Source organism: Oxynema aestuarii AP17 (genome assembly GCF_012295525.1).
Taxonomy (GTDB): Bacteria; Cyanobacteriota; Cyanobacteriia; order Cyanobacteriales; family Laspinemataceae; genus Oxynema; species Oxynema aestuarii.
In genome coordinates this window covers 1588678-1607792 of the sequence record NZ_CP051167.1, presented here as the reverse complement: position 1 = coordinate 1607792, position 19115 = coordinate 1588678, and the positions used below count along the sequence as shown (strand labels likewise).

Annotated in this window: 14 protein-coding genes and 1 pseudogene; 9 read left to right on the top strand and 6 right to left on the bottom strand. The window is 50.1% G+C overall.

All coding sequences use genetic code 11. The features are described 5' to 3' along the window. Positions 1-88: 88 nt before the first annotated feature. A complete protein-coding gene (rsmI, locus tag HCG48_RS06505; protein WP_168568423.1) occupies positions 89-943 on the bottom strand; it encodes a 16S rRNA (cytidine(1402)-2'-O)-methyltransferase in 855 nt (284 codons plus the stop codon). Between the two features lie 36 nt (positions 944-979). Here rsmI and HCG48_RS06500 point away from each other — a divergent pair, with 36 nt between their 5' ends. Beyond that, the gene (locus tag HCG48_RS06500; protein WP_168568422.1) at positions 980-1864 is read left to right on the top strand and encodes a sugar kinase; all 885 of its coding nucleotides are present in this window, start codon (positions 980-982) and stop codon (positions 1862-1864) included. 111 nt (positions 1865-1975) lie between these two features. On the opposite strand, the gene HCG48_RS06495 is transcribed toward HCG48_RS06500, so the two are convergent. The 3 genes from HCG48_RS06495 to HCG48_RS06485 form a co-directional block, all read right to left on the bottom strand. Continuing rightward, complete coding sequence (locus HCG48_RS06495) at positions 1976-2992, bottom strand: dihydroorotate dehydrogenase-like protein (protein WP_168568421.1); 1017 nt, start codon at positions 2990-2992, stop codon at positions 1976-1978. 109 nt (positions 2993-3101) lie between these two features. Next, complete coding sequence (gene nifJ / locus HCG48_RS06490; RefSeq protein ID WP_168568420.1) at positions 3102-6665, bottom strand: pyruvate:ferredoxin (flavodoxin) oxidoreductase; 3564 nt, start codon at positions 6663-6665, stop codon at positions 3102-3104. A gap of 910 nt (positions 6666-7575) precedes the next feature. After that, entirely contained in the window at positions 7576-8127 is a 552-nt protein-coding gene (locus HCG48_RS06485) for a GNAT family N-acetyltransferase (protein WP_168568419.1), read from the bottom strand. Between the two features lie 142 nt (positions 8128-8269). Between HCG48_RS06485 and HCG48_RS06480 the strand changes: the two genes are divergently transcribed. Together HCG48_RS06480 and HCG48_RS06475 are read left to right on the top strand one after the other, a co-directional pair. After that, positions 8270-8386 carry a CHAT domain-containing protein gene (locus HCG48_RS06480; protein WP_168568418.1) on the top strand — a complete coding sequence of 39 codons (117 nt, stop codon included), beginning with the start codon at positions 8270-8272 and terminating at the stop codon, positions 8384-8386. A gap of 101 nt (positions 8387-8487) precedes the next feature. Beyond that, positions 8488-9615 carry an HNH endonuclease family protein gene (locus HCG48_RS06475; RefSeq protein WP_210437186.1) on the top strand — a complete coding sequence of 376 codons (1128 nt, stop codon included), beginning with the start codon at positions 8488-8490 and terminating at the stop codon, positions 9613-9615. 280 nt (positions 9616-9895) lie between these two features. Here HCG48_RS06475 and HCG48_RS06470 read toward each other — a convergent pair whose 3' ends face one another. After that, on the bottom strand, positions 9896-11590 hold the full coding sequence (locus tag HCG48_RS06470; RefSeq protein ID WP_168568416.1) for an NAD(P)H-quinone oxidoreductase subunit 4: 1695 nt from the start codon (positions 11588-11590) through the stop codon (positions 9896-9898). A gap of 219 nt (positions 11591-11809) precedes the next feature. Here HCG48_RS06470 and HCG48_RS06465 point away from each other — a divergent pair, with 219 nt between their 5' ends. From HCG48_RS06465 to HCG48_RS26810, 5 genes and pseudogenes are all read left to right on the top strand, one after another. Next, positions 11810-12883, top strand: coding sequence for a tocopherol cyclase family protein (locus tag HCG48_RS06465; RefSeq protein ID WP_168568415.1), 1074 nt, complete (start codon positions 11810-11812; stop codon positions 12881-12883). 218 nt (positions 12884-13101) lie between these two features. Beyond that, a complete protein-coding gene (locus HCG48_RS06460) occupies positions 13102-14316 on the top strand; it encodes an RNA-guided endonuclease InsQ/TnpB family protein (protein ID WP_168568414.1) in 1215 nt (404 codons plus the stop codon). A gap of 134 nt (positions 14317-14450) precedes the next feature. Then, entirely contained in the window at positions 14451-16163 is a 1713-nt protein-coding gene (locus HCG48_RS06455) for a SpoIID/LytB domain-containing protein (RefSeq protein ID WP_168568413.1), read from the top strand. 164 nt (positions 16164-16327) lie between these two features. Next, the gene (locus HCG48_RS06450) at positions 16328-16894 is read left to right on the top strand and encodes an IS607 family transposase (protein ID WP_168568412.1); all 567 of its coding nucleotides are present in this window, start codon (positions 16328-16330) and stop codon (positions 16892-16894) included. Then, positions 16894-17043: pseudogene (locus HCG48_RS26810) on the top strand (RNA-guided endonuclease TnpB family protein); the annotation flags it as partial. The gene HCG48_RS06450 and the pseudogene HCG48_RS26810, both read left to right, overlap by 1 nt. A gap of 403 nt (positions 17044-17446) precedes the next feature. Here the strand turns inward: HCG48_RS26810 and HCG48_RS06445 are convergent. Further along, positions 17447-17746 carry a ferredoxin gene (locus HCG48_RS06445; RefSeq protein ID WP_168568411.1) on the bottom strand — a complete coding sequence of 100 codons (300 nt, stop codon included), beginning with the start codon at positions 17744-17746 and terminating at the stop codon, positions 17447-17449. 383 nt (positions 17747-18129) lie between these two features. Here HCG48_RS06445 and HCG48_RS06440 point away from each other — a divergent pair, with 383 nt between their 5' ends. Continuing rightward, entirely contained in the window at positions 18130-19107 is a 978-nt protein-coding gene (locus HCG48_RS06440) for a Gfo/Idh/MocA family protein (RefSeq protein WP_234488592.1), read from the top strand. Positions 19108-19115: the final 8 nt, after the last annotated feature.

The window sequence follows — 19115 nt, the reverse complement described above, 5'->3', positions numbered from 1 at the left end:
GTCCAGGGTTAAAATACTCAATGATGCGATCGCATTTTCAAAGCGATCGCATCACGATTTACTCCTGTGAATCGGGGACAACTTCTTCTCAATCCGTTTCCAAACTCAAGGCAATTTGATAGATATCTCGCCGAGATAAAGCGGTGTTTTGTGCTAATTGGCGGCTCGCCTGCGATCGCGAAATTCCCCGATCTAATAAGGCTTTTAATTCTGCTTTAATGGCTTCGGGAGATAAAATCGGTTCCTCGCGATCGCCCGGGGCAATCACGAGGGTAAATTCTCCTTGCGGTTGCACTTCTGACTCGTAATAGGCGATCGCCTCATTTAAGGTTCCCCGCCAAAATTGCTCGTGTAATTTCGTCAACTCTCTCCCCAATACTGCCGCGCGATCGCCGCCGAGAGTTTTTGCTAAATCCTGCAAGGTTTCGCGCAAGCGGTGCGGCGACTCGTACAAGACGATCGCCCGAGTTTCCACGACCAACGCTTCCAGGCGGTTTTGCCTGTCTTGGCCTTTTGCGGGTAAAAAGCCTTCAAAGACGAAGCGATCGCTCGGTAACCCGGACGCACTGACGGCGGTGACACAGGCGCTCACCCCCGGAATGGGTATGACATCGAAGCCGCGATCGATGCAAGCTTTCACTAATTCGTAACCCGGATCGGAAATTCCCGGCATTCCCGCATCGGTGACGAGGGCGATCGATCGCCCCTGTTCGAGTTTGTTTAATAATTCGGGAATGCGTTGTTGTTGGTTATGTTCGTAATAGCTAACTTGTGGAGTTTTAATATCAAAATGGTGCAATAATTTTCCCGTATGTCGGGTATCTTCTGCGGCAATGAGATCCACGGATTTGAGGGTACGAATCGCCCGAAAGGTGATATCTTCTAAATTGCCGATCGGGGTGCCGACGAGATAAAGGGTGCTGGCTGTGCATTCAGTAGGCATCGGAATAAATTGACGCAAATGGATTGAGTTTATTTTATGCAATATCAGGGTTTATTTGTCGGACTGACGACGATCGATCTGCTCTATTTAACCCCCCGTTATCCGTCACGAAATCAGAAAGTTGTGGCGTCGGAATCCACGATCGCCCCCGGCGGTCCGGTCACGAATGCGGCGATCGCCTTTACCCGGTTGGGCGATCGCGCCAAACTGCTCTCCGTCGTGGGAAAACACCCGATAACGGCTTTAATTCGCGCGGATTTAGAGCGTTACGGCGTCGATCTGCACGATTTGGACGGCGATCGCACGGAATCGCCCCCGGTGTCCTCAATTGTCGTGACAGAAGGAACGGGCGATCGCGCGGTTATTTCCATTAATGCGACGAAGACGACGATCGCGAGCGATCGCGTTTCCGAGGCAGATTTAGATAAAATAAATTTACTGGCGATCGACGGTCACCAAATGGCACTCAGTGCTAAACTGGCGGCGATCGCCAAGCTTCAAAACATCCCGGTGGCGATCGATGGGGGCAGTTGGAAACCAGGATTTGAACAAGTTTTACCCCATGTCGATTATGCCATTTGTTCCGCTAACTTTTTTCCGCCGGATTGTAGCACCCACGAACAAGTTTTCGAGTATCTTTCTCGCTTTAACATTCCCCATATTGCCATCACTCACGGGGGTAAAGCCATTCAATATTTCAGTGAAGGAGAACGCGGTTTAATCCCGGTTCCGACTGTGGACGCCATCAATACTTTGGGGGCAGGGGATATTTTTCACGGAGCCTTTTATTTCTCGATCTTGCGAGAACAATTTATCGAAGCCTTGACCTCGGCGGCGCAAATTGCAGCGCAAGCGTGCCGATTTTTTGGCGAGGATCGCATCGATCGCGCGATCGCGGCTTATCGACAATGGGGAACTTAGAAATACCATAGAAATACCATAATAGAAACCCGGTTTCTCATCCCATTTTTTGGTAAAAGAAACCGGGTTTTCGATGCCAAATGACTTAAGAAAACCAATCGGAAACCAAAATCAGACGATCGCCTTATGCGGTTCGTAATGATAGTTTTCAATCGCTTTCATGTACTGCGATCGCTCGAATGCACTCGGGTCGGGACAGTGACGTTGAGACATCGCCCCTTGCATTTGGGCGACGGACTCGTATTCGTTCTCTTCCATCCAATGTTTGATTTCGTTTTCGAGAACGCTAATATGTTCGATACCGTGACGCAATAACACCGAACAAATCTGCACTGCTTTAGCGCCGACCATCAACATTTTAATGGCATCGTGACCTTTACCGACGCCACCTGTAGAGGCGAGATCGGCTTGGAGATGGCCGTATAAAATGGCGATCCAACGCATCGGCAAGCGCATCGCTTGGGGGGTACTGAGCAACACGTGAGGTTCGACTTCCAACTCCTCTAAATTAATATCCGGTTGCATGAAACGGTTAAATAAAACTAACCCATTCGCTCCGGTATCGTCGAGTTGTTTGGCCATATTCGCCATATTGCTAAAATACGGCCCGAGTTTGACGGCAACGGGGATCGAGACTTCGGCTTTAACTTCCCTCAAAATATTGAGATAATTCTGCTCGACTTCGGCGCCGGACATATTCAGATCGGTGGGAACGTAATAAACATTGAGTTCTAAAGCATCAGCTCCCGCTTCTTGCATCAATTGGGCGTATTCCACCCAACCGCCGGGACTGTAACCGTTCAAACTGGCAATAATCGGAATAGAAACGGCACTTTTCGCCTCGCGAATATGCTCTAAATAGAGTTCCGGGCCGACGTGAAACTCGTCCGGTTCGGGAAAATAGGTTAAGGCTTCGGCAAAACTTTCGGTACCGTAAGTTAAGTGATGGTGAAGCTCGAATTTTTCGCGCAGAAGTTGTTCTTCAAAGAGGGAATGAAGGACGATCGCGCCTGCCCCCGCATCCTCCAGTTTTTTGACATTATCGATATGTTCCGTTAAAGGAGCGGCTGCGGAAGGAACGAGAGGCGATCGCAGCGTCAAGCCTAAATAAGTGGTGGTCAGATCCATTGTTAATTGTCCTTAGTATAAGCCTCCGTAGTGCGGGCATTTTGCCCGCCAGTCAGAGAGTCGGGAATGGGGAAGCACTCAAGTTCCCCAATTCCCTATTCTCGATTCCCTATTCCTCCGTATGCGCGCCATTGCCGTTCACTTGACGGGAGGCGAGATACTCGTACATTGCCCAGCGTTTGCTCACGTCGTCTTGCGCTTCTGCTAACAAGCGTTTGGCATCGGCTGGTTTAGTCTTGGTGAGCATCTTGAAGCGGTTTTCTGCATACATCGACGCCTCGACAGTTTTCTTGGGCGATCGCATATCCAGATGTAAGGGATTTTGCCCTTCTTTCACCGCATCGGGATGGTAACGGTATAACAACCAGCGTCCGGCTTCCACCATATTTTTCTGGTGAGTCATCGCCGTACTCATGTTGATACCGTGGGCGATACAGTGAGAATAGGCGATAATTAACGACGGTCCGTCATAGGCTTCCGCTTCCAAGAAGGCTTTGAGGGTGTGTTCGTCCCGGGCACCCATGGCGACGCTGGCGACGTAGACGTTACCGTAGGTCATCGCCATCAAGCCGAGGTCTTTCTTGGGTGCGGGTTTACCGCCTGCCGCGAATTTAGCGACGGCACCCCGTGGGGTGGCTTTCGACGACTGACCGCCCGTGTTGGAATACACCTCGGTATCCATGACCAAGATATTGACGTTGCGACCGCTTGCAATGACGTGATCTAAGCCGCCGTAGCCGATATCGTAAGCCCAACCGTCACCGCCGACAATCCAGACGCATTTTTTAACTAAATAGTCGGCGAGGGAAAGCAGTTGTTTGGCGTCGGGGGAGTCGTTCCCTTGCAGTTTTTGTTTCAACTGGGCGACTCGTTCCCGTTGTTCCCAGATGTCGGCTTCGTCTTTTTGTTCGGCAGTAACGATCGCCCGTGCGAGTTCTTCGCCGATTTCTGGAGCCAATTTCTGCACTAATTCGAGGGCGAATTGGGTGTGTTTGTCGATCGAGATCCGGAAGCCGAGACCGAATTCGGCGTTATCTTCAAACAAGCTGTTCGACCACGCCGGACCGCGACCGTCGGCGTTTTGCGCCCACGGGGTGGTGGGTAAGTTGCCGCCGTAAATCGAGGAACATCCGGTGGCGTTGGCGATTAAGGAGCGATCGCCGAATAACTGGCTGAGCATTTTCAGGTAGGGCGTTTCGCCGCAACCCGCACAAGCGCCGGAGAACTCGAACAGGGGTTCTTGTAACTGTTGTTGGCGCAGGCGTTCCGAGTCGAGGGATCGGCGATCGGGACTCGGCAAGTGAGAGAAGAAGTTCCAGCGATCGCGTTCCCGTTCCCGTAAAGCGGGTTGGGGTTCCATATTGATCGCTTTGCGCGAGGGCATCGATTTATTTTTCGCCGGACAGACATCGACGCAAACCCCGCATCCGGTGCAATCTTCCGGGGCGACTTGAATCGTAAATTGAGTGCCGCTAAAGGCTTTATCTTTCGTCTGGGCCGACGGGAAGCCTTCCGGGGCGCCGTCCAACGCCGACGGATCGTAGACTTTGCCTCGGATCGTCGCGTGAGGACAGACGGCGATACATTTGCCGCACTGCACGCAAACGTCCGGATCCCAGATCGGGATATCCATCGCCACGTTGCGTTTTTCCCATTGCGAGGTTCCGGTGGGATAAGTGCCATCGCACGGCAGGACGCTGACCGGGAGGACGTCGCCTTCTTTGACGAGCATTTTTCCTTCGACGTCGCGCACGAATGGGGGTGCTTCCGGCGGGATCGCGGGGAGGCGGTGAATCGGGCTGTTGGCTTGACCGACTTTGACTTCAAAGAGGTTGTCGAGGGTGTTGTCTACGGCTTTGAGGTTCATGCGAACCACTTCTTTACCTTTTTTACCGTAGGTTTTCTCGATCGCCTTCTTGATATGGGCGATCGCCTCGTCTTTCTCCAAAACCCCCGCCAGGGCGAAGAAACAGACTTGCATGATCGTGTTGATCCGCCCGCCCATGCCGCTTTCGCGCGCTACTTTGGTCGCGTCGATGACGTAGAATTTCAAGCCTTTGCGCACGATCGCTTCTTGAATTTCGATCGGCAGTCGATCCCAGACTTCCTCCGGGCCGTAAGGGCTGTTGAGCAGGAAGGTCGCGCCCTCGGCTGCGGCGTTGAGGACGTCGAGTTTTTCTAAGAACGTCCATTGGTGGCAACCGACGAAGTTCGCGCGATCGATCAAGTAGGTAGATCGAATCAACTGCGGGCCGAAACGCAGGTGAGAGACGGTGACCGCGCCGGATTTTTTGGAGTCGTAAACAAAATATCCTTGGGCGTAGTTGTCCGTATCTTCGCCGATAATTTTGATCGAGTTTTTGTTCGCACCGACGGTACCATCGGCCCCCAACCCGTAGAACATGGCGCGCACCACGTTATCCGGTTCGGTCGAAAAGGCCGGATCGTAGGGTAAGGAGGTCTGGGTGAGGTCGTCGTTGATGCCGATGGTGAAGTGGTTTTTCGGTTGGGCTTGGCTGAGGTTGTCGAGCACCCCTTTGACCATAGCCGGGTTGAACTCTTTCGAGGACAAGCCGTAGCGTCCGCCGACCACTTTAGGCAGGCTCTCCCCGGTCCATTCTTCGTGTAAGGCGGTAATCACGTCGAGATACAACGGTTCGCCACTGGATCCGGGTTCTTTGGTGCGATCGAGAACGGCGATCGCCTTGACCGTCTTCGGTAGGGCGGCGACCAGCCGTTTCATGTCGAGAGGACGGTAGAGGCGCACTTTGATCGCGCCGACTTTTTCCCCGGCGGCGTTGAGCGCGTCGATGGTTTCGTGGGCGGTTTCGCAGCCCGATCCCATCAGGATGACGACGCGCTCGGCATCGGGGGCGCCGTGATATTCAAACAGTTGGTAGCGACGCCCGGTGAGTTCGGCGAATTTGTCCATCGCCGCCTGGACGAGATCCGGGCATTGACTATAGAAGGGATTGACGCTTTCCCGGGCTTGGAAGAACACGTCGGGGTTTTGGGCGGTACCGCGTAGGACCGGGCGATCGGGGGTTAAGCCCCGTTGGCGGTGTTCTAACACGCGATCGTCGTTGATGAGCGATCGCAAGTCACTTTCTTCGAGCAGTTCGATCTTTTGGACTTCGTGAGAGGTTCGGAACCCGTCGAAAAAGTGAATGAACGGTACCCGCGCTTCTAAGCTCGCCGATTGGGCGATCAGGGCGAAATCGTGGGCCTCCTGTACCGACGCGGAACATAACAAGCCGCATCCGGTGGCGCGAGTGGCCATTACGTCGCTGTGATCCCCGAAAATCGAGAGGGCTTGGGCGGCGACCGATCGCGCAGCCACGTGCAGAACCGCGCAGGTGAGTTCCCCAGCGATCTTGTACAAGTTGGGGATCATCAATAACAAGCCTTGTGAGGCGGTGAAAGTCGTGGTTAACGACCCGGCTTGTAATGCTCCGTGGATGGCGCCTGCCGCACCCCCTTCACTTTGCATTTCGACGACGCTGGGAACCGTTCCCCACAGGTTCGGACGCCCTTCGGACATCCAAGCGTCGGCCCATTCGCCCATCGGCGAGGAGGGGGTAATCGGATAGATGGCGATCGCTTCGTTGAGCTTGTAGGCAACGCGGGCGACGGCTTCGTTTCCGTCTAACGTTGCGAAGGTTCTTTTAGACATATCTGTAAACCTTTATCGGTGGCTGCATCTTGTTCGCTTAGGGACGCAAGACAAATTCTTTAATCTCAGGTTTGGATGCAGATCGAAACCTGCTGCATGTTTCAGTAACAATTACTTCGGGGCAATCTTTGCCGATTTAAGCAACTCCTTTGTTGTTTTTACAACCGTCTTCAGCTCGTTGGTAATGACACGGATTTATTGAGGAATAAACGAGCCGTTGCTTCTGCCTATTTATAATTTAGTCCATTGTCCGTTTGACTGAAGTTTTTTTATTCTTTCTTAACTTCATCTCCACTCAGGTAACCTGGATTACATTCAAGCGATCGCCCCCGGTCGGCCAGCAAAAAAACGGATTGTCTCCCTGCAAACCTTGCTAAGGCGAACGATCTTGAGGGTTTCGATCTTCTCGATTTTTCCACTGTCCTAAATTCGGACTGCCCCCGTTCAAACCTTTGCCATACAAGGGTTTTGAGGACAAACTGCCATCGCCTATGTGATTTTTGTCACACAGTAACAATACTTAGGGAGTTGCTCCCCCTCTCATTGCGAGGGGTTTTTCTTAAGAAAATATTAACTCAACCCTTGTGTTGCGAAAGTCGCGATCGATCTAGATTTCGTTCCTCCGGCGATCGCCGGGAAAGAGAAAGTTTTAAGTCGGAAATAATACAGCTCATCTGCGAGGGCGATCGTTATCAATCTTTTAAAAAATATTTAAAACTTGTTTATTTTTTTTTAACTTTCGTACCAATAATTAAAAAATAGAGTGAAAAATCGCGATCGCCAACTCCTCGTGCTTGCTTCCCGGGGTACGGGCGATCGCGTAGCGACTGCAAAGGAGGATCGCCGATCGCCTTAAGTCACAAAAATAAGTATAAGTGAGGCGTCGGGCGATCGCCTCCCTCAGCCTATTTTATCCCTCAACCGCTTTAAACATGAGAAGACTTTCGTAGTTTTCCCAATCCAGAAAACGATCGCGCCGCAGACAACCAATTTGCCGAAATCCTTGTTTCTGGTGAAACGCGATCGAGCGATCGTTACTCATCGGTTTAGTGACAATAAACGCCGTGAAAAAAGCATGGGGAAATTCTCGGTAAAGAGATTGATAAATAAATTGACCGATTCCTCGTCCCATCCTATCGATGCGCGTCGCAACCGTTTGAATATAAAAATGCCTGTCGCTGAGAATAGGGGTTTGATACGCGCTATCCTCAAGCACTTCTTCTAAAAATTCGACGGGGATCTGCGGTTGAGAAAGGGCTAAAAAGCCCACCGCGCGATCGCCCTCGTCGATCGCTGTAAAATAGCGAGTACCGCCATCGATCTTGGTTAAAAGTTCCGCTTCACTAATCGTCGTCAACAGGAAACCGCGATCGTTCCCGCCGTAGCGATCGCGCACATTCTGATTGTGAATCTCGATAATCGCCGCGCGATCGGCGGCGATCGCCTCCCTAAACGTCATCATAAATTAGTGATTTTCCCAGCGAATCAGTCTCTTTAAAATCTAGCATTTTTATTTTAAAAGTAATTTCCCAGTCGGCGGTCAAAATTTGCCGGGAATTTACCATCGAGGATCCTTCAACTTATAACGAGAATTTATAAAGAGAATGCGATCTGTTCCCGACGATTCCACGGCAATTTTGATGCGCGAGTTCGATCGAAATTGGCAACAATCCCGCGATCGAGCGCAAGCCTTGCGAACCGGGATGTTGACAACGCAGTAAAAATATCCGAATCTTTATGCTTGGGCGGGCTTCACTTTGATTGTTGAGGTGCAATGAGTGAGCAAATTTCACTATCGCCATTGACGAGGAGAACGGTTACCTTGAACGAAGATGGTTCAGCCGAGGAAAACACGATGCCGAGAGAATTTCTATCCCGCCCGTCCGTCGCATTCCAACCGCCCGCCAATCAATTGCGATCGCGTCCTTTCCCCCCGCCAACGAACACCCAAGATGAGACCGAAACGGGGGCGAACCTCGAATCCAAAGGACATCAACTCGAACAGATTTCCTTTGCACCGAGAGCTACCGACTCACCGCCACCGCTTCAACGTCAATTGAGTCGGATTTTTGATTCTTCTTTGCCACGCATAACTCAAGCTCGTCCAGTTATCCAAAGATATTCGTATAGCGATTTCGCTACTTATAAAGATGCCAAAAATGCAACAATTTATAGCAAAGAACTTTTAGACGAGCAAAAGAAACATACGATTGGAGAACACAGTCAAAAACTGTTTACCTCCGATCAAGCTAGTAAGATTTATGAGGTCAACAAAAAGTATTATAAAGATGGAAAAATTCATTCTGACGATGAGTCCGATCCAAAAATATTAGAGAAGCAAGATACGACGATAACACCACATATCGATCACCGATTTCCTAAATCCAAGGGGGGAACTAATAGCTTTGCTAATGCTGCCGTCATTTCCGCCCGCGATAATATTTCTAAGAATAACAAAACTGACCAAAAAAAGGAACCTGTTACCTCTTTACCTGCTTATAAAGACTTATTAAAAGAAGAAGAAAACTTTAAAATTGGAAGGTATCAAGAATTTACACAGGCTCAAAAAGACTTGATTTATCAAGCGAATAAAAAATACTACGGTCAGAATTCAATTATTTCGGATAATGATGGTATCACTCCGTTAAATGGATTAGATTCTTCTCGTGTTCCTCACATCGATCACATTACTGCAAAATCTGAAGGGGGTACAAATTTTTATTTTAATGCCCAAGTGCTTCCGGCAAATACTAATATTAAAAAGAGTGGCAAACGTGGAAAACCTTATGATGGAGATTGGGACATAGAAGAATTTACTCTTGAGCAATATTATCAGAAAAAACAAAAAGGTGAGTTAGCGACTGAATTGAGTTCCGATGAATCTGAATCAGAAGATGAGTCTGAACCAGAAACTGAATTACCCAATAAAAAAATCAAAAAGTCAGAATAAATGATTTCTTTCAAGGGTTGAAATAAGGGTTGACCGTAGTGCGGCCAATTTTCTTGATTGAACGGCGATCGCCTTTTCATAGTCATACACAATTCATTTGCCAATTCCACCCTGAAATTCAACCGCTTTGTTGGGATTCGGTTTGGAATTGGTATTTTGTTATGCAATTCAACACTTTTAAACCCCATCCAACAAAAACCCCCAGTTTCTCTAACCTCGTCCTCGATATCGCGGGACAAATAATGGAGAAACCGGGGGAATGACTCTTAGACAGATAATCTTAATCGCGCGTTAATTCTGCCACTTTTTTAAACGATGGCGCCGTGGACGAATCGCCGATCGCGATCGCGGAATGCTGGCGGAATTCGGTATAAGCTTGGGTCACTTGACCGTTAATCGCGACGGTCGTCGTATCGTACACCTGCATGGCTAACTTCGGATAACAACCGATCCCCAAACTCAACACCAAGAAACATACGGCGATCGCCACCTCGCGGGGGCGACTGTCTCCGAATCCGGCTTCTCCCGGTAAAACACAATTCGTCCCGAAACAAACCGCCGCTTGGTTTTCCATAAAATCTTTGCGTAACTCGGGATCGGTCAGATCGCACGAGGGGATAGCCTGAGACCCGTAGAACGAACCGTAAAAGACCTGGCGGACCATCGAAAGCATGTAAATCGGCGTCAGAATCACCCCGACTGCACCGAGGAAGACGATCGCCATTCGGAAGCTAACGCTGTAGAAATCGCTGGTAGCAATCCCGATAAACACCGCCACTTCACTCGCAAAACCGCTCAATCCCGGCAGGGCCACCGACGCCATGGCGCCCATACTGTAGAGGGCGAAAACTTTTGGCATCAGCAAACCGATCCCACCCATATCTTTCATCGTCATCGTTTGGGTGCGATCGTAGGTGACCCCGGTCAGGAAGAATAACACCGAGGCAATTAAACCGTGAGACAGCATTTGCAGCATCGCCCCATTCACCCCCAAATCGGTGAACGAACCGATCCCGATCAACACGAATCCCATATGAGAAACCGACGAATAAGCCAAACGCCGTTTCATATTGGTTTGCGCAAACGAACTTAAAGCCCCATAGACGATATTGACCGCGCCGAGGGTGACTAACACGGGCGCAAAATAAACATGGGCGTCGGCAAGTAGGCCCATATTGAACCGCAGCAAGCCGTAGGCACCCATCTTGAGCAGCACTCCGGCCAAAATCGTCGAAACCGGGGCAGAAGCTTCGCCGTGGGCGTCAGGAAGCCAAGTATGGAAGGGGAAAGCGGCGAGCTTGACGCCGAACGCGACCAGCAAGCCGAGATAGAGCGGAATTTCGAGGGCGAGGGGAAAGTTGCTCAGTCCCAGTTCGGCGATGTCAAAGGTGATCGGACCGCCACTGGAGAGGGCTAAACCGAGGGCGGCGATCAGGATGAAGATCGAGGCGGCGGCGGTGTAGAGTAAGAACTTAGTCGCGGCGTACTGCCGTTTGGGACCGCCCCAAATGCAGACGAGTAAGTAGACCGGGACGAGTTCGAGTTCCCACATGATGAAGAACAGCAGCAAGTCTTGGGCGATGAAGACCCCGACTTGTGCGGCGTATAAGACCAACATGAGGAAGTAGAACATGCGCGGCTTGCGGTCTAATTGCCACGCGGAGAGGAGGGACATGCTGGTGACGAATCCGGCGAGGAGAACCAGAGGCATGGAGATTCCATCGACGGAGACGGCCCAGTTAATCCCGAGTTCGGGAATCCAGCTATATTTCTCGACAATTTGAAAGCTGGAGAGTAGGGGGTCGTAATTTTGCCAAAAAACCAGGCACATGAGGGCGAAATCGGCGATCGCCACGCCACAGGCGTACCAGCGCAGTACCTTGCCATCGCGATCGGGGATTATCGGGATCGCGCAGGCGGCAATGAGAGGAATGGCGAAAATGGTGGTTAACCAAGGAAATGAATCCGAAAACATTAGGATGAGGTATGAGTTATTCAATGGGCGGGCTTAAAAAACCTTGAAGCTATTATCCATGTTTTTATGTTTTCTTAAACGTGCGATCGCTAAATTAATTTAGCGATCGCCACGGGAAAGTAATTCGTAGGGTGGGCATTAATGCCCACTCTACTGACATTTGCCGACGACCCTGCATGTTCAAAGAGAAACAGCTTAGAAATCGAAATAAGCTCAACCATGTCTGACTGGAAAAAAGTGCAAACACCCCATAGCGGCTATCACTGGGACGGGAGCGATCGCCGTTTTTTTGAAGGTTGGTATTATCGGGTCACCCTTCCGGAGATTAACCAGACCTTCGCCTTCATGTACTCCATCGAAGATCCTGGCGGAGGGTCGCCCTACAGTGGCGGCGGCGCCCAAATCCTCGGGCCCGACGACGGCTATCTCTGTCGGACCTTTGCCGATGTCGGACAATTTTGGGCGACGGCGGATCGTTTGGGGTTGGGCCATTGGAAAGCCCACGACGGCAGCTTTGCACCGCAATGGTTAGAACCGGAAATATTCGATCGCCACGTCCGCGAAGGCTATCAAGCCACGGCAACCTGGCACCAAGGTAAACTCGAAGATCCCGGAACCGGAAAATCTTGTCGCTGGCAATATGCGATCGCGCCAATATACGGCTGGGGCGATCGCGACGACGTCCAGCGATCGAGTGGCGGATTACTCTCATTTTTGCCCATTTTTGAACCTGGATGGCAAATTTTGATGGCTCACGGTTGGGCCACCGGGTGGATCGAATGGAATGGTAAGCGTTACACCTTTGACCGGGTCCCCGCTTACGGCGAAAAAAATTGGGGGGGGTCGTTCCCGGAAAAATGGTTTTGGCTCAACTGCAATAGCTTCGACGGCGAACCGGATTTAGCCTTAACCGCAGGCGGGGGAAGGCGCGGCGTCTTGTGGTGGATGGAGTCCGTCGCCTTGGTGGGGATTCATTATCGCGATCGCTTTTACGAATTTGCACCGTGGAATGCCCGCATCCATTGGCGGGTGGAACCGTGGGGAAAATGGATCGTGACCGCGTGCAACGACGACCTCGAAGTTAAACTGGTCGGCACCACGACACGACCGGGAACCCCGCTAAGGGCGCCCACACGGGAAGGCTTGGTCTACGTCTGTCGGGATACGATGGCAGGTCAGTTGCGCTTGGAAATGCGATCGCGCCTTGACGGAACCATCTTGCTCGAAGCGACGAGTTCCTCCTGTGGCGTAGAAGTCGGCGGCGGACCGTGGACGGACACCTGGATCGGCTGAGGGGGCGAACGGCGAGAATCACCCGAGCTTCTTATACTGTTCAAGGGTTAACTACAGAAGCCAAAAACTTACCCAATATTACCCAATCTTACTCAAATTGTGAGAAATTCCCGGAGCATTGACCAATATTTCTAGAAACTGAATTGTCAATAAAGTCATCAGTAGTGGTAAAATTAGCACTAGTTAGGCGCCATTGGTAGCGTAGAGCATTTAACTCCATGTTATTAGGGTTTAAAACACAACTTAAAGTTAATCTGACCCAACGACAAAAACTTGCTCGTCATGCGGGAGTGGCGCGTCATGCTTACAATTGGGGTCACGGGTTGTGTTTAGGAATTTTATCACATAATGCCGGTTGTCGTCCCGATGAAAAAATCAAATTTCCCACAGCAATTGACTTACATAAATGGTTAAATAAGTTAGTAAAACCAGAGAATCTGTGGTATTACGAAGTTTCTAAGTGTGCCCCTCAATACGCTCTCAGGCATCTCGCCCAGGCGTGGCAAGATTGCTTTAAAAAAAAGAAATCTAGACCTAAATTCAAGAAAAAAGGCAGACAAGACAGCTTTACTCTAGATGGAACCATAAAAATATTATCTGAAAATAAAATTCAGGTTCCTGTCATTGGAATTCTGAAAACTTATGAAAGACTGTCGGGAAACTATCAACCCAAAAATGTGACGATTAGTCGAGAGGCAGATCGCTGGTTTATTTCGTTTAAAATAGATGTCAACGTGACCCCCACCGAGAAGAAAACAGATGTAGTGGGGATAGATTTGGGGATAAAAGCGCTTGCCACCTTATCAACGGGAGTAAGTATAGAAGGAATAAAAGCATATAAAAAGCATTCAAATAAACTAGCTAGACTCCAAAGACAAGTTAGCCGAAAAAGTCTCGGCTCTGCCAATCGAAAAAAGTCCCAGCTTCAAGTCCAAAAACTCCATCGGAAAATCGCTAATCTCAGAAAAGATACGTTACATAAGTTGACCTCACGATTATGCAAGAACCACGCCGTTAATGTGATAGAAAACTTAAACGTATCGGGCATGATGGCCAATCATAAACTAGCTAAATCTATCGCCGATATGGGGTTTTATGAATTCCGACGGCAGATGGAATATAAGAGCCAAATATATGGGTCACAACTAATAATCGTAGACAGATTTTATCCATCTAGTAAAATCTGTTCTAATTGTGGAAGCATTAAAGACTCATTACTCTTATCAGAAAGACTGTTTGGTTGCGACCATTGTCATCTCAAAATAGACAGAGATTTAAACGCAGCCAAAAATCTGGAAAAAATAGGTCGAGCTACGGCCAAATTAACGCCTGTGGACAAGAGCGAGCCAACTCCCTTGGTAGAAGCAGGAAGTAAAATCGACTCAAACGTATTGTTCATCAAGCTTTCAGACTTGATGGGTAAGTTTGGGTAAGTTTTATCTAGCGGATTCACTCTCGACCCCACTCGACATCGAAGCGAGCGATCCCATCCTGACCGCTTTTACGGGTGATGAGATTTGCAAGCAATAGATGATGTTTTTAGCCCTTTCGCCAACCGAGACCATCCATGTCCTATCGAGATCGCACTCAGGTTAACATCGCTCCTCTTGCCGAACTTTTTGTAGGGAGACGATCGCGCGATCGCCGGAAAACCCGGTGGCGGCGACTCTCCCTGACCGCCATCAGCGCCTTCACCCTCCTGTGTGGCGCGGCGACCTTCCCGGACGCGGCCCGCGCCAGCCAGTCCAACCGTCTCATGGAAATCGGCGTCATTCAGCGTTTTGGGAGCAAAGAGACAAGAGACCTCATTCTCAAACCCCTTGCCGGAAATACCCTCTATTTGCGCTTTGAAGGCGGCGACGGCAATCCCAAAACTCTAGAAGCGGAACAAGTCAAAATCGAACTCGAAAATCAACCCCTCCCCGAACCGCAAATAGAAGAACGGGTCGTGTTGAGCATTCACCGCAGTTTCGAGAATGCGGAACAAAGCGCCCAAGAATGGCAGCAACAAGGGATCGAGGTCGAACTCGCCAGTCCCGGCGGACGCTGGCAAGTCTGGGCGAAGCGCGACGTATACAATACCCCCCTATTGCGTCGTTTGCTCTTGCAGAGTTTGCAAACCAACGGTCACGAATTGACCTTTCTCAATACGGAAGTGAATAAGAGCATTCCTCACTTGAGTTGGACCCTCGACGGTTTCCGCTATCACCGTCGGGTTTTAGAAATCTCTGCGAGTAACGATCGCATCCAAGTCGCCAGAGGCGAGAAAGACCCAGAACCGCGACTCTATGGCGGCGAACTGCGACTGCAACCGGACGCTTACGGGACTTACACCCTCGTCAACGAGGTTCCATTAGAAAGTTATTTGCGCGGCGTCGTCCCCCACGAAATTGGGGCGGGGGCGCCGGATGCAGCCGTGGAAGCTCAGGCAATTTTAGCGCGGACTTATGCGTTAAGAAATTTGCGGCGCTTCGAGACCGACGGCTACGAACTGTGCGCCAGTAGCGCCTGTCAGGTGTATAAAGGACTGGGGAATACTTGGGAACCCGCCGATCGCGCGATCGCCGCTACGGCGGGTAAAGTGCTGACCTACAATAACGAGCTGGTCGATGCGTTGTATTCTTCCACCAGTGGCGGCGTTACCTCTCCTTATACGGACATGTGGGACGGCAGCGATCGCCCCTACCTGCAAACCCGCCTCGACGCCGTCACTAACGTCTGGGACTTAGGGCGCAATTCCCTCAGTGACGAGCAGAATTTTCGCCGTTTTATCGGTTTGAAACAAGGGTTTAACGAAGACAAAACCGATTTATTTCGCTGGCGGGAAGAAAGCAAACTGGCGGATATGAATAAGGACTTGAAAGACTATCTCCAGTCCAAGAATCATCCCCTACGCAATTTTAAAACAATTCGAGAAGCACGAGTCGTCAAACGCAGTCCCTCCGGGCGGGCGATCGAACTGACGGTGACTACCGATCTCGGTTCGGTGACCTTGCGAAAAGACGAAATTTTGCAAGCCTTTTACGCCCCGTTGAGTACCTTATTTTATCTCGAACCGATGTATGACAAAGATAAAAAGCTCGAAGGTTATACCTTTGTCGGCGGCGGTTTCGGTCACGGCGTCGGTTTGAGTCAGTTTGGTGCCCACAATCTCGCTCGGTTGGGATGGACCAGCGATCGCATCCTCACCTTTTATTTCCCCGGAACCGAAGTGCGTCCCATCGATCGCGAAATCGTTTTTTGGCAAGATCCCCAACGAGGTCGGGAGGAGGAATTTTAGAGTTTATACCGTTTTTCAAAAATAATGAGAGAGATCGAGGGTAGGGACACGGCATTGCCGTGTCCTTACAGGCGATCCATCTGCATCGAGAGTTTAGAAAAATGGTATTGTAAAGTTTAACTAAATACATAGTCAAGTATAGTCATTCATGTTAAGATATAACCATGAAACTCTCAGACTATGCCAAAAAAGCCGGGGTGAGTTACCAAACGGCGTGGAGATGGTGGCAAAAAGGTCATCTAACGGGCTATCAACTGCCTTCGGGAACAATTATCATTACCGAAGAAGGGAAGAAGAAAACCGAGAGAATGGCCTGTATTTATGCCAGAGTCTCTAGTGCAGAAAATAAAGATCACCTTGAGCGACAAGCGGAACGGTTAAAAGATTATGCTATTGCCAGAGGCTATCAAATTTATAAAGTCGTCAAAGAAATTGGCAGTGGTTTAAATGATAATCGTCCAAAATTGGCTAAGGTTTTAACCGATTCCCATTACGATATATTGATAGTGGAGCATAAAGACCGTTTGGCGAGGTTTGGGACGAATTACCTTGAGATCCTGTTAAAAGAGAGGGGAAAAACCGTTGAGATTGTCAATCATAGCGAGGATCGACAAGATGAATTGATGGAAGATTTAATTGCTATCATTACTTCATTCTGTTCTCGTCTTTATGGATTAAGACGCTCGAAACGGAAAACCGAAAAAATTATTGCCGAATTAAAGGAACGCTAGTGAAATTAGCCGAAAGACATATAATCAAAAAAAGTCATAGGTTTTGGGATGAGATAGATGAGTTATCATTGCATTCCAAAAATCTCTACAATGCGGCTAATTATCTAATCCGTCAAAACTTTATTTATGGTCATGGTTACTTGAACTATTAGAGTTTAGATGGGGGGAATCTTGGAACGAGATAGAATTCTCCCCACTCCCCGGTCACAAAATAGGGTTACCTAAAAAGGTAACCCTAAAATTTGGCATTCCTCGTCCTCAAGGCGCGAGGATTCTTGGGTTGAATCTTGCCTCCACCAACCCCGAGCGAAGTCGAAGGGTTAGCATGGGTCTTACTGTTTCATGTAACCGTCCGACTACACCTTTTACAGCAAGTCTGTTGACGGAACGACTCCCCAAGCGTGAATTCGGGTATGCCCTACCCTACTGTTCAATTCTTTGATTTTTATTTCTTCGCGATCGCCGCACGGGGCATCTGAGCGATTCTCCTGCGGCTGACGGGATCCTGAGAGCCGAAGTGGCGGCACCCAGACCGCTTGTCGTTCGCTATTCCTAGTAGAGAGCTTCTTCTTGGTGGGTTTCGATCGTGCAATCGGAAGTAGGGTAAGCGACGCAAGTCAAGACGTAACCCCCTTCGATTTGATCGTCATCTAAGAAAGATTGATCGGATTGATCCACGGTTCCGGCAGTGATTTTACCAGCACAGGTGGAGCAAGCACCCGCACGGCAGGAGTAGGGGAGGTCGATGCCTTGTTCTTCGGCAGCATCGAGAATGTATTCGTCGTCGGGAACTTCGATGGTGGTGTTGAGTCCTTCAGCTTCGTTAACCAGGGTGACTTTATAACTGGCCATTCAGTAATCCTCTCAAATTAATCGACGATAAAGATAAGTTTACCTAATACATAACTTACGGCTCAATCAAGAGGTAAGTCAAGTTGTAGGTTTCTCATATCATAGATAGTACGGGAAAAATCGAAGGTTGCAACCCCACTAAAGGCTGAGTTTTAAACAAAATTTATTATAAAAATTTCTAATTTCATCCTGATTGCTTATACCTATGCTGGTCCTTCTGTTGCCCGATCGCCGACCCACGATTCGCGATCGCCGCTACGGAGCCTAGAATTCAAGCTCGAACGGCGATCGGGCAAGACCAGATAAGTGGATAATGCACGTGAAAACAGCGATCGCCGCGCGATCGCCACTCAATCGCCACTGGATGGTTTATGAATTTGTCTATGAAAACTCCGATTACTGTCGGACTGGTCGGAACTGGATTTGCGGCGAAACTGCGCGCCGATTACCTACAACAAGACGATCGCGCCCGCTTGGTCGCCGTTGCGGGACACCGCGCCGAAAAAACTCGGGAATTCAGCCAAACTTACGGCGCTCAAGCCTTCGACTCCTGGGAAACCCTGCTCGATCGCCCGGATCTCGACCTCATTATTATCTGTACGATTAACCGCGACCACGGCGCGATTGCCCGGGCCGCCCTGGAAGCCGGAAAACAAGTCATCGTCGAATATCCCCTCGCCCTCGACCCCGGCGAAGCCCGGGCGATCGTCCAACTGGCGCGCGATCGCCGTCAACTGCTCCACGTCGAACATATCGAACTCCTCGGCGGCGTTCATCAAGCCTTCAAAGACGCCCTCGAAGCCGTCGGGCGCGTCTTTTACGCCCGTTACATCACCTTTTCCCCCAAACGCCCCGCCCCCCAAAAGTGGACCTACCATCGCGATTGGTTTGGATTTCCTCTCGTCGGCGCCCTCTCCCGAGTTCACCGAATCACCGATGCCCTCGGTCGCGTTGCCACCGTAAGCGGACAGAGCCAATTTTGGGACGCCTCCGAACCGGGATTTTACACCGCCTGTTTGTGCGACGCCCAACTGCGTCTCGCCGACGGCGCGATCGCCGAAATCGTGTATGGGAAAGGCGATCGCTTCTGGAAAGCCGAACGAAAATTAGAAGTTTATGGGAGTAGCGCCACCCTCACGATCGATGGCGATACGGCACTCCTCGTGCGCGACGACCAAACCACCGAACTCCCCGTCTCTTCCCGTCGCGGTTTATTCGCCCGCGACACCGCAGCCGTCCTCGATACCCTCACCACGGGAAAACCCCTCTACGTCACCCCCGAACAAAGTCTCTATTCTTTACAAGTCGCCGACGCCATCCGTCAAAGTTGCGACACGGGACAGACGATCTTGGTAGATTAGCCGGAGGC